This window comes from Celeribacter sp. HF31 (genome assembly GCF_011806455.1).
Taxonomy (GTDB): Bacteria; Pseudomonadota; Alphaproteobacteria; order Rhodobacterales; family Rhodobacteraceae; genus Celeribacter.
Genome location: NZ_JAATOT010000004.1, coordinates 139,029 through 150,325, shown reverse-complemented (window position 1 = coordinate 150,325; position 11,297 = coordinate 139,029). Strand labels below are relative to the sequence as shown.

Sequence of the window (11,297 nt, the reverse complement as noted above, 5' to 3'; positions counted from 1 at the left end):
GAGATTTTCCATGTCCGTTTCCGCAGAAAGCATCGCGAGCGCCGTAAAAGCCGCCAAGGGGCGCGGATTGCCGCCGGTGGACAAGTGGAACCCGCCGTTTTGTGGCGATCTCGACATGCGGATCGCGCGGGATGGGACGTGGTTCTACCTTGGCACCCCCATCGGGCGCGCGCCTTTGGTGCGGCTGTTTTCGACCGTGTTGAAACGCGAGGGCGACAAGTATTTCCTCGTCACGCCCGTCGAAAAAGTGGGAATCACCGTCGATGACGCGCCGTTTCTGGCGGTGGATTTCGAGGTAGAGGGGGACGGCCCCGCGCAAAAGCTGACCTTTCAGACCTCGGTCGGCGATACGGTGACGGCGGATGCGGATCATCCGATCCGGGTCGAGACGCGTGACGGAGAGCCCGCCCCCTATGTCGAGGTGCGCGCGGGGCTTGAGGCGCTGATCGATCGCAAAAGCTTTTTCCGACTTGTTGACCATGGTGTCACGGAGGAGATTGACGGCGAGGATGTTTTTGGCGTCTGGTCTGCGGACACGTTTTTCGAAATCGCCAAAGCGACTGATCTCGCCTGAACCACCCGGAACTGATGCCCAAATTCGCCGCCAACCTGTCGTTTCTCTTCAAGGAATACCCCTTCCTCGAACGCTTTGCTGAGGCGAAGGCCTGTGGATTCAAGGCGGTTGAGGTCCTGTTTCCCTATGACGAACCGGCCTCAGAGGTCGCGAAGCGCATGGCCGATCTGAACCTCAAGATGGTGCTGATCAACGTGCCGCCGCCGAATTACACCGGCGGCGAACGGGGCTTTGCCGCTGTGCCGGGGCTGGAAGATCGGTTCAAACGCGACTTCAAACGCGCGCTTCGCTATGCGGAATTCCTGGGCGCCGCGCATATGCACATCATGGCGGGTAAGGCGAAAGGCGTGGTGGCGCTTGAGACCTACAAACGCAATTTGAAATGGGCGGCCCAAGTTGCCCCCAACATGAGCCTCACGATCGAGCCGATCAATGAGGGCGACATGCCGGGCTATTTCCTCAGTGACTTCGACCAGGCTGTCGAGATTCTCAACGAGGTGGCGGAGTTGAACCTCGGGCTGCAATTCGACGCTTATCACGCCCAGATCATCACCGGCGATGCCATGGCGGCCTGGGACGCATACGCGCCCTATGTGCGGCACATCCAGATCGCTGGGCCGCCCGACCGGCATGAGCCGATCAAAGGCCTGATCGATTTTCCGGAGTTTTTCCGGCGCGTGGATGAGAGCGGCTACACGGGCTGGATTTCCGCGGAATATACGCCAAAGAAACGGACCGAAGACGGGCTTGACTGGTTCCGCCAAGCGCAGGCGTTAAGCTAAGGGCTGCGTCCCCGCGACCTCTCCGGCACAGCCCGCGCCGGGCGCTTCGACCTCCAGCGTGGAATGTGCGATGGAGAACCGCTCGCGCAGCACGCTTTTCAGTTCGGTCAAAACAGGCGTCGCCTCACCCGAAATCACCACATGCGCCTCGACCGAGGTGCGGCGTTCGTCGATTTGCCACAGATGAATATGGTGCACATCCTCGACACCCTCGATTTCCGCCATGGCTGCGGCCACGTCGTCCGCCTTGGTGTCCGTTGGCGCGCCGAGCATCAGAATGCGGATCACCGGACGGATTTCTGCGAAAGACTGCCAGAGTATATAGAGTGCAATGGCGATGGTCAGAAGCGGGTCGATCAGCCGCCAATCCCAGATCAGAATGACCACCCCCGCGACGATGACCGCCACAGAGGTCGCGGCATCGGCGAGATTGTGAAGGAAAGCGGCCCGGATGTTGAGGCTGTCTTTCGACATCGAATAGGTCAGCGCTGCCGTCACCAGATCGACGACCAAGGCAATGAGCGCCACGATCACCACGGTCCACCCCGCAATCTCCGGCGGGTTGAACAGGCGAGAGACTCCTTCGGCGAAGAGATAGACGGAGATGATGATCAGCGAGGTGTAGTTGACCATGGCGGCGACCACTTCGGCACGCCCGTAGCCAAAGGTCATGGTGTCATCGCGCGGCTTGCGAGCGATTTTGCGCGCACCAAAGGCGATCACGAGGGCGATGGCATCGGACAGATTGTGAATTGCATCGGCGATCAGCGCCATGGAGCCCGAGACGACGCCGCCGACGATTTGCGCCAGTGTCAGGAAAAGATTGACCGCGATGGCGCCCGCGACTCGGGCGTCTCCGGCGTTCGGATCGATGTGGTGATGGTGATGGCTGTGAGGCCCGTGGTGATGATCATGTGACATGCGGACATCCTGCCTCAACGCGCGACCAATGCCAGCGGAAAGTGAAGGGGGCTGCGTATAAGTCGCACCGACGCGTGCCTGAGTTTCTCGTGACCCCCCGAGTCTTCCCCGACAGACAGGCCATTTTCGGATCAGCCGGGTTCAAGGTCCGCGCATATGCACAAAGAAACACGATGATTTCCCCAATAAAAGCGCAGCTGTATACATTTGCACACTGAAATCCCGCCAAGACCCCAAATTTATGTTCAAAAATAAACAACGCATAAAAACGAGTCGAAAACTGCGGTATCTCAGGTGACTTCACACAAAATCACGCCAATTTACAAAATTATCCCAAAAATGTGATCTGCATAAACGCACATTACAATGTTTATAAACCTATTATTCGTTCCTATTTACACATCCATGACGGAAGCCTACATTCATTCCCATAGAAAGACGCAAAAACGAACATACGGCGTCTTCCACAACTGACGTGTCACACACGAAACACTTATAAAGGACCAAAACCATGACCAACTCTTTCAAAACCCTCGCTGCCGCTGCCATCGTTGCCGTTGCCGGTTCCGCCGCTTTCGCTGGCCCGAACTACATCATCCCGGGCAACCAGGCCTCCTCGAAAACCACCGCAAACGTCGAGCTCGTCCGCGCCGACGCACCCGCAACGCTCGAAGTTTACTCCGTGCACGGCGGTGAGCGCGTGGCTCTTCTTGGCTCCACCGACGTCAAAGCCGGCGCCAACACCGACGTGAAAGTCAGCCTGTCGTCCTCACCGCGCTCCAACATCGAGTTCGTGCTCGTCGGCGCCAACGGTGCCGATCTGGCCCAAACCAACGTGAACAACATCCAATAAGCGCCCCCGCACACCTTTGCGTGTGCTTTGTCTCTCAAAAACTGTCCCCTCGATTTTTGAGACAGGCGTGAACGGGTGGTCCAGTTCGTTCTGATCTGATTGGTGCGAACGGAAAAAATGCCGCGGAGGAAACTCCCGCGGCATTTTTTCTATTCCGATCATGAGGTAAAAATCAGTCGCCCAGTTTGGCGTGCACCTCCGCCAGATCGACCTCGCCCAGCGGCATTTTGTTGCCCGGATTCTCGAAATCATATTTGAAGAGCTGGAAATCACGCTTGTAGATTTCCCACATCAAATGCATCGAGAGATCGTCGAAATAGTCCTCAACCGGATGCAGACGCTTCGGGCCGTGGCCTTCGGATTCGTTGAACCGCGGGATTTGCGTCAGATCGACGGCATGGGGCGTCTCGATGTGATCGAGCACGTCCTGCATGCCTTCGTTGAATTTCTCGGTAAAGAAAATCTTGTCGTAGGTACCGCCGTTCACGATGAAGGTCGAGACATGGCCGGACATCGCCGACCAGTGGATGTCCGGATCCATCGGGCGGCGCCAACGGATGGTGTCGCGCACGAACAACAAAAACCGCCGAAAGCTCGCGATCTGATCGAAATCATCCTTGCCGTCCGGGCCGCCGACCTCGATGCCGTATTTCTGGATGAGCTGCGGCACGAGATTGCCGCGATAGCGTTTGCCGTTGCGCTGAATGCCGCAAATTTTGTCGAAAAAGCTCGACAAAACACGGGTGTATGGGTTTCGCACACAAGTGAAGGCGTAGCTTTTGTGGCTCTGCACATTGGCTTCGATCAGAGGCTGGCTTTCCTCTTGCGCCCATTTGTGCATGCGATCCTTGCTGTCGTGGATGTCGCCATCGAAAAATTCGCCATGATCGGAATAGAACATGATTTGCCCGATGGTCGAGCAGGCACATTTGGGGACGACACGATAGACCACACTTTCGCTTTCGGTCATCCAGGTTCCGGGAAAGCCCATATTTACCACAACTCCTCTTTGTCACGCTCACCGTGACCCTTTTCGCTTTAAAAGCAAATTAGCCTTGATTATTCAATGATTGGTTACGCTTATATGCGAACAATACGTCAAAAATGAGGTTACGGTTTCCAATATGGCACGAATTGCCTTCATCTTGCTGTGCCATAAAGACCCAGAGGCCATCATCGACCAGGCCCGTCGGCTGACGCGGGCCGGGGATTATATCTCGATCCATTTCGATGCGCGCGGCGGCAAGGAGATGTTCGAGACCATCAAGAAGGGGCTCGACGACAATCCGAATGTGACCTTCGCGACCAAGCGGATCAAATGTGGTTGGGGGGCGTGGAGCCTTGTTGAGGCGACGCTTTACGCCATCGAGGCGGCCGAGCGCGATTTCCCGCGCGCCACGCATTTCTACATGCTCTCCGGCGACTGCATGTCGATCAAGACCGCAGAATATATGCATGACTACCTCGACCGCGAGGATGTCGATTTTATCGAAAGTTTCGACTTTTTCGAAAGCGACTGGATCAAGACGGGGATCAAGGAAGAGCGACTGATCTATCGCCATTGGTTCAACGAGCGCACGCACAAATGGTTGTTCTACGAGAGCCTGAAGATGCAACAGCGTCTGGGCCTCAAACGCGAAATTCCCGAAGACATTCAGATCATGATCGGCTCGCAGTGGTGGTGTCTGCGGCGCCGGACCATCGAGTGGATTCTCGAATTTACGCGTCAACGCAAAGACGTGATGAAGTTCTTCCGCACCAGTTGGATTCCCGATGAGACGTTTTTCCAGACGCTCGTCCGCCATCTGGTGCCCGAGAAAGAAATCCGCACCCGCACGCAGACGTTCCTTATGTTCACCGACTATGGCATGCCCGTGGTGTTCTACAACGACCACTACGATTTGCTGATTTCGCAGGACTATCTCTTCGCGCGCAAAATCTCCCCGGATGCCAAAGAGTTGAAAAAACGGCTGGGCGATCTTTTTGCCGCGACCGGCGTGAACTTCCAAATCTCGAACGAAGGCCGGTCACTGTTTCAGTTCCTCTCGGGACGCGGGCGCAACGGGCGGCGGTTTGCACAGAGATTCTGGGAGACCGAAAGCTCACTGGGGCGCGACCGCGAGTTGTTGATGATCGTCTGCAAGAAATGGCACGTCGCCAAGCGGTTGGTCGCGGAGATCAAGAACCAAACCGACATTCCCTGTCTTGAATACCTCTTCAACGAGGAACACACCTACCTGCCCGATCTGGGTGGGATCGAGAAAAGCCTCGAGAAACGCACGCGACACCGTCGGGCCTGGGTGCGGATGCTGTTCGATTATTTCAACACGGATCGGATGATCGTCTGCCTCGACCCCGAGGGGATCGAGCTGATCCGCGACTTTTATGCCGACCGTTCCGGCACGCGGCTTTTGGAAATCGAGTGCGAATTCACCGACGACTATCTGATCGGACATGCCAAGCGCACGGGCCTCGCGGGCGATCACACGCCGGACGACGCGCTGGCGCGGCTTTTGCCGACGATCCGCTCCGATATGACCCATGAAAGCGATCAAATCCGCGACGCGGATTTTGAGAACTACGCCCGGATTTCACAGTTCAACACACCAGAGGAAAACGCGCCCCCCCTTGCGCGCTTCCTCGGCATCTCCGAAGATAAAGCGCGCGAGATCGTCTCGATGCATTACCTGTTTTCCGACTAAGCGAGCCCCCCCATGCCCTACGCCTATGATGACCAGAACATCTTTGCCAAAATCCTGCGCGGGGAGATCCCCTCGTCTCCCGTGTTCGAGAGCGAACACACGATTGCCTTTCCCGACATCACGCCGCAGAAAAAGGCGCATATTCTGGTGATCCCGAAAGGGCCCTATCGCTGTTACGACCATTTTGTGCAGGCGGCCTCTGAGGCGGAACAGCTCGACTTTTTCCGCTCTGTTGCCAAGGTGGCCGAACAGATCGGCGTGGCCGAGTCTGCGGGCGGTCAGGGGTTTCGTCTGGTGACCAACTCGGGCGAGCACTCACATCAGGAAGTGCCGCATTTTCATGTCCATCTCTTGGGCGGCGAGCCCGTTGGGCCGCTGACCTGTAAATAATAAGTTGCATCCTTAAATGACAAAACCCCGCCTAAGGCGGGGTTTTTTATTGAGTATTTTGACCAAGAAAAAGAAAGGCGTTATTTGCCGGAGGTCAGCTCGACAAAGACGTCTTCGAGATCCGGTTCCATCGTGCGCACGTCGCCGATGGTGATCCCTGCGGTTTTGACCGCATCGAGAATCGCCCCGACAGAGGCCTGACCGCGCGAGAAATCGAACACGAAAGCGCCGTCACGACGGCGTTCCATTTTGACGCCCTCGGGCAGCGCGAAACTGTCGGGTGCGGCACCGTCCGGTTCGATCACGAGGGTCTTTGCATCCATCAGGCCGAGAAGGTTTTTCGTCGTATCCTGCTTGATCAACGCGCCATGGTTGATGATCGCGATCTCGTCACACATTTCCTGCGCCTCTTCGAGGTAGTGTGTGGTGAGAATGATCGTCATGCCGCGCTCTTCGTTGAGCTTGCGCACATTGGTCCAAAGCATCTGACGCAGCTCGATGTCGACACCTGCGGTCGGCTCATCGAGCACCAGAATTTGCGGGTTATGTACCAGCGCTTTGCCCAGCAAAAGACGCCGCCGCATCCCGCCCGAGAGCGTGCGCGCATAGGCATCGGCCTTGTCGGAAAGTCCAATGAGATCAAGGATTTCATCTGTGCGACGGTCGCGTTTCGGCACGCCGTAAAGCCCGGCCTGCACCTCCAAGGCGCCGCGCGGGGTGAAGAAGGGATCGAGGTTCAGCTCCTGCGGCATCACACCGATCGCGGCGCGCGACTGACGCGGATTCACATCCTGATCGAAGCCCCAGATTTTCACCTTGCCGGAGGTTTTGATCACCAGCCCGGCGAGGATGTTGATCATCGTCGATTTGCCGGCACCATTCGGACCCAACAGACCAAAGATCGACCCCGTCGGAATCTTCAGGTCGACGCCTTTCAAGGCCTCTTTCGCAGGCTGCCCTGCCCCGCCGCCATAGGTCTTGCGCAGGGCTTCAATTTCGAGTGCGTAGCTCATGTTGCGCGTGTTGCTCATGGGTCTCGCTCCTTTTGTTCCTTTTGCCTGCGTCGCAGATCGGGGCACGGTTGCCCCTTGTCCGTGCCGCCCGGATCGCTATCATGCAGCCCTGACTTAGGCGGTCTACGAGACTGCGGCAACCGCGTCCACCGCCAAGCCCCTTGCACAGACCCGCACAGGCCTCTGGTGTCGGCGGGCGACAGAGCCGATGCGATAGCGAAAAGGACAGGACGATGACGATTCAAGCGCCGGAAACCGAAGTGGTCTCCACATGGAAAGTGGCCTGTGATGGCGGCGAAGGTGCACTTGGACATCCGCGCGTCTGGTTGGTGATCCCGCATGACACGGGCTATGTGGAATGCGGCTATTGCGACAAGAAATTCATCCATGAAAGCGCCAAGCTGAAAGACGCGTAAATCTTTCGGCAAGGCTCTGAAACGAGGTGAAAATGCGTTTGGCGTTTTCCCTTTGTTAAAGTCTTGCACCTAACCTCTCAGACATCAGCTTTTTGAGAGGTCGGGACATGCTAACGATCCAACAAATCACTTTGGTTCGGAATAATTTTCGGCGTCTCGCACCTGTGCGTCTTGACGCCTTGCAAGAGGTGTACAAACGCTTTGCCGCGATGGCGCCGGAATTCGACGGGCAATACCATACCTCGCTCAACGACCGGGGCCGTACTTTGGAAAGTATTATCGAGCTATCGCTTTTGTCGCTCGATCATCCCGGCGCCCTGTTTGCAACATTGCATGGTCTGGGTCGAGAATATGCCAATTACGGCAGCTGGAAAGACACCTACGATCTTATCAGCGAGTTGATTATTGACGTCTTTGCCGAACACACCGGAGACGACTGGACGATCGAACACGCTCACGCCTGGCGCACGGTCTTGCACTTTATCGCCAAAGGCATGTTGGAGGGCGCGAAATCACGCGCTGTGGCGTAAAGCGTTTTTCTTTTTCTCTGAAACAGGAAAAGAAAAAACGCAGTGCAACATATAAACCTTGTGCGCGCTTCACACCAAATCTGTGATTCAGATTTGATGTGAGACGTTTTAACCGGAGACGCCTTGCCAATAAACCGCTCCCATTGGCGATACCTGCTTGCAGGGGGCGCGCCTTTCCGTGCTATCAAGACGCAACTTTTGAGCACGGGTTAAGAGCAGAGGGAAAGACGCGTCATGACATTCGGCAAGGGCAGCCATCTTCACCTCATCGACGGATCGGCGTTTATTTTCCGCGCCTATCATGCGCTTCCGCCACTGACGCGCAAATCCGACGGTCTGCCCGTGGGGGCGGTCAGCGGGTTTTGCAACATGCTCTACCGCTATATCGAGGCCAACACCGGCGCCGATGCGCCCACGCACGCGGCGGTGATTTTCGACGCTTCGGGCAAGACCTTTCGCAACGATCTCTATCCGGCCTACAAAGCCAATCGCCCGCCCGCACCCGAAGATCTGGTGCCGCAATTCCCGCTGACGCGCGAGGCCACCCGCGCCTTCAACGTCGCCTGTATCGAAATCACCGGCTTTGAGGCCGACGACATCATCGGCACGCTTTCTCATCAGGCGCGTGACGCGGGCGGTCGTGTGACCATCATTTCCTCGGACAAAGACCTGATGCAACTGGTCGGCGGCGGCGTCGAGATGCTCGACCCGATGAAAAACAAACGCATCGACCGCGAGGGCGTCGAAGAGAAATTCGGCGTCGGCCCAGAGCGTGTCGTCGATGTGCAGGCGCTTGCGGGCGACTCGGTCGACAACGTCCCCGGCGCCCCCGGCATCGGGATCAAGACGGCGGCGCTTTTGATCAACGAATTCGGTGATCTTGAAAGCTTGCTGTCGCGGACCGACGAGATCAAACAGCCGAAACGCCGCCAGACGCTGGAGGACAATGCCGAGTTGATCCGCGTTTCCCGCGATCTGGTGAAACTCGATTGCGAGATGGAGTTGGATTTCAGCCTCGATAGCCTTGAGGTGCAGGAGCCGGACAAGGATAAGCTCTTGTCATTCCTCACGGAAATGGAATTCCGCACCATCGTCAAACGCGTCTCGGAACGCTTCGGCGTCGAGGCTCCTGCGATCCCCGAGGCCCCTGCCCTCGCTGCCAGCCAATCGCCCGACGCCCCTGCGGCGCCAGAGGCCAGGCCGTTTGACACCTCGTCTTATGAAAAAGTGTCGACCATGGGCGCGCTGGAGCGTTGGATCGACACGATCTATGCCCGCGGCTACGTCGCCGTCGACACCGAAACGACCGGGCTCGACGAGATGCAGGCCGATCTGGTTGGCGTCTCCTTGTGCGTCGAGCCGGGCGAGGCCTGTTACACCCCGGTCGGCCATACTTTGGGCGAGGACGATCTCTTCGGCGGCTCCAATTTGGTCGATGGGCAGCTGTCGAAAAACATGGTTCTGGACGCTCTGAAACCGATGCTTGAGGACGACAGCATCCTCAAAATCGGCCAGAACATGAAATATGACGCCAAGATTTTTGCCCGTCACGGTGTGCGCGTCGCGCCCTATGACGACACGATGCTCCTGTCCTATGCGCTGAACGCCGGTATCCACAATCATGGTATGGATGCGCTGTCCGAGCGCTATCTGAACCACACGCCGATCCCCACAAAAGACCTTTTGGGCAGCGGCAAATCCGCGATCACTTTTGACAAGGTGGAGATCGGCAAAGCGGTCGAATATGCCGCCGAGGACGCCGACATCACGCTGCGGCTGTGGCAGGTTTTGAAACCGCGTTTGCACGCTGAGCGCGTCACCACCGTCTATGAGACCTTGGAGCGCCCGCTCTCGCCGGTTTTGGCGCAGATGGAAATGGCCGGCGTTCTCGTTGACCGCGACGTGCTCTCGCGCATGTCGAACGCTTTCGCCCAGAAAATGGCGGGGCTTGAGGCGGAGATTCACGAGCTTGCGGGCGAGACCTTCAACGTCGGAAGCCCCGCGCAGCTTGGCGAGATTCTCTTCGAGAAAATGGGCCTTGAGGGCGGCAAAAAGGGCAAGACTGGCAAATATTCCACCCCCGCCGACGTGCTCGAAGACCTTGCCACCGAACACGACCTGCCCGGACGCGTGTTGGATTGGCGGCAGCTCTCGAAACTCAAATCCACCTACACCGACGCGCTTCAGACCTTTATCCACCCCGAGACGGGTCGCGTGCATACCTCCTACGTTCAAACCGGCGCTGTGACCGGGCGTTTGGCCTCCTCTGACCCCAACCTGCAAAACATCCCCGTGCGCTCCGACGAAGGCCGCCGCATCCGCGAGGCCTTTATCGCCGCTCCCGGCAAGAAACTGATTTCGCTCGACTATTCCCAGATCGAGCTGCGCATTCTCGCCCATGTCGCCGGCATCGACAGTCTGAAACAGGCCTTCCGCGACGGCTTGGACATTCACGCCATGACGGCGTCTGAGATGTTCAATGTCCCGATCGAAGGCATGGACCCGATGGTCCGCCGCCAGGCCAAGGCGATCAACTTCGGCGTGATCTACGGCATCTCCGGGTTCGGCCTCGCCCGCAACCTGCGCATTCCGCGCAAAGAGGCGCAGGGCTTTATCGACCGCTATTTCGAACGTTTCCCCGGCATCCGCGCCTATATGGACGACACGGTGGAATTCGCCAAAGCGCATAAATACGTCGAGACCCTCTTTGGCCGCAAAATCCACACGCCGGAAATCGCCGCCAAAGGCCCGCAAGCCGGCTTCGCCAAACGTCAGGCCATCAACGCGCCCATTCAAGGCTCCGCCGCCGACATCATCCGCCGCGCCATGGTCCGCATGCCCGACGCGATCAAAGACCTGCCCGCAACCATGCTGTTGCAGGTCCACGACGAATTGATCTTTGAGGTTGATGAGGACGCCTGCGATCAGGTGATCGAAGTGGTCAAGGACGTGATGGAAACCGCCTCCGAGCCCGCCGTGAAACTTGATGTGCCGATCGAAGTGGACGCAGGCATCGGCGACAATTGGGCCGAAGCACATTGAGCCTGTCTTCATTGCAGCTCAAATACTCAAAAACGGAGCGATGTTCCTCGCGCCGTTTTCACATTCAAAGCATC

Annotated in this window: 11 protein-coding genes; 8 read left to right on the top strand and 3 right to left on the bottom strand. The window is 57.4% G+C overall.

Translation table 11 applies throughout. The features are described 5' to 3' along the window. Positions 1 to 10: 10 nt before the first annotated feature. A complete protein-coding gene (locus tag HCZ23_RS09775; RefSeq protein ID WP_167601547.1) occupies positions 11 to 574 on the top strand; it encodes a DUF1285 domain-containing protein in 564 nt (187 codons plus the stop codon). 14 nt (positions 575 to 588) lie between these two features. Then, positions 589 to 1,356, top strand: coding sequence for a hydroxypyruvate isomerase family protein (locus HCZ23_RS09770; protein ID WP_167601546.1), 768 nt, complete (start codon positions 589 to 591; stop codon positions 1,354 to 1,356). Here the strand turns inward: HCZ23_RS09770 and HCZ23_RS09765 are convergent. Then, complete coding sequence (locus HCZ23_RS09765; RefSeq protein ID WP_167601545.1) at positions 1,348 to 2,277, bottom strand: cation diffusion facilitator family transporter; 930 nt, start codon at positions 2,275 to 2,277, stop codon at positions 1,348 to 1,350. The two genes, HCZ23_RS09770 and HCZ23_RS09765, sit on opposite strands and share 9 nt — an antisense overlap. Before the next feature lie 511 nt (positions 2,278 to 2,788). On the opposite strand from HCZ23_RS09765, the gene HCZ23_RS09760 reads away from it, so the two are divergent. Continuing rightward, entirely contained in the window at positions 2,789 to 3,130 is a 342-nt protein-coding gene (locus HCZ23_RS09760) for a hypothetical protein (RefSeq protein ID WP_175580891.1), read from the top strand. Between the two features lie 172 nt (positions 3,131 to 3,302). Here HCZ23_RS09760 and HCZ23_RS09755 read toward each other — a convergent pair whose 3' ends face one another. Next, positions 3,303 to 4,121 carry a sulfotransferase family protein gene (locus HCZ23_RS09755; protein WP_167601544.1) on the bottom strand — a complete coding sequence of 273 codons (819 nt, stop codon included), beginning with the start codon at positions 4,119 to 4,121 and terminating at the stop codon, positions 3,303 to 3,305. Between the two features lie 133 nt (positions 4,122 to 4,254). On the opposite strand from HCZ23_RS09755, the gene HCZ23_RS09750 reads away from it, so the two are divergent. Both HCZ23_RS09750 and HCZ23_RS09745 read left to right on the top strand, forming a co-directional pair. Then, positions 4,255 to 5,832, top strand: a complete 1,578-nt coding sequence (locus HCZ23_RS09750; protein WP_167601543.1) for a DUF5928 domain-containing protein — start codon at positions 4,255 to 4,257, stop codon at positions 5,830 to 5,832. A gap of 12 nt (positions 5,833 to 5,844) precedes the next feature. Further along, entirely contained in the window at positions 5,845 to 6,222 is a 378-nt protein-coding gene (locus tag HCZ23_RS09745) for an HIT domain-containing protein (protein WP_167601542.1), read from the top strand. 80 nt (positions 6,223 to 6,302) lie between these two features. On the opposite strand, the gene HCZ23_RS09740 is transcribed toward HCZ23_RS09745, so the two are convergent. After that, positions 6,303 to 7,253, bottom strand: a complete 951-nt coding sequence (locus HCZ23_RS09740) for an ABC transporter ATP-binding protein (RefSeq protein ID WP_254870065.1) — start codon at positions 7,251 to 7,253, stop codon at positions 6,303 to 6,305. Between the two features lie 215 nt (positions 7,254 to 7,468). Between HCZ23_RS09740 and HCZ23_RS09735 the strand changes: the two genes are divergently transcribed. The 3 genes from HCZ23_RS09735 (at position 7,469) to polA (ending at position 11,223) form a co-directional block, all read left to right on the top strand. Further along, positions 7,469 to 7,651: a zinc-finger domain-containing protein gene (locus HCZ23_RS09735; RefSeq protein WP_167601541.1), complete on the top strand. Its 183-nt coding sequence runs from the start codon at positions 7,469 to 7,471 to the stop codon at positions 7,649 to 7,651. Positions 7,652 to 7,758: 107 nt separating this feature from the next. Continuing rightward, positions 7,759 to 8,181 (top strand): globin domain-containing protein, encoded by a 423-nt coding sequence (locus HCZ23_RS09730; protein WP_167601540.1) that lies wholly within the window; start codon positions 7,759 to 7,761, stop codon positions 8,179 to 8,181. A gap of 234 nt (positions 8,182 to 8,415) precedes the next feature. Further along, the gene (polA, locus tag HCZ23_RS09725; protein WP_167601539.1) at positions 8,416 to 11,223 is read left to right on the top strand and encodes a DNA polymerase I; all 2,808 of its coding nucleotides are present in this window, start codon (positions 8,416 to 8,418) and stop codon (positions 11,221 to 11,223) included. The last annotated feature ends 74 nt before the right edge of the window (positions 11,224 to 11,297 follow it).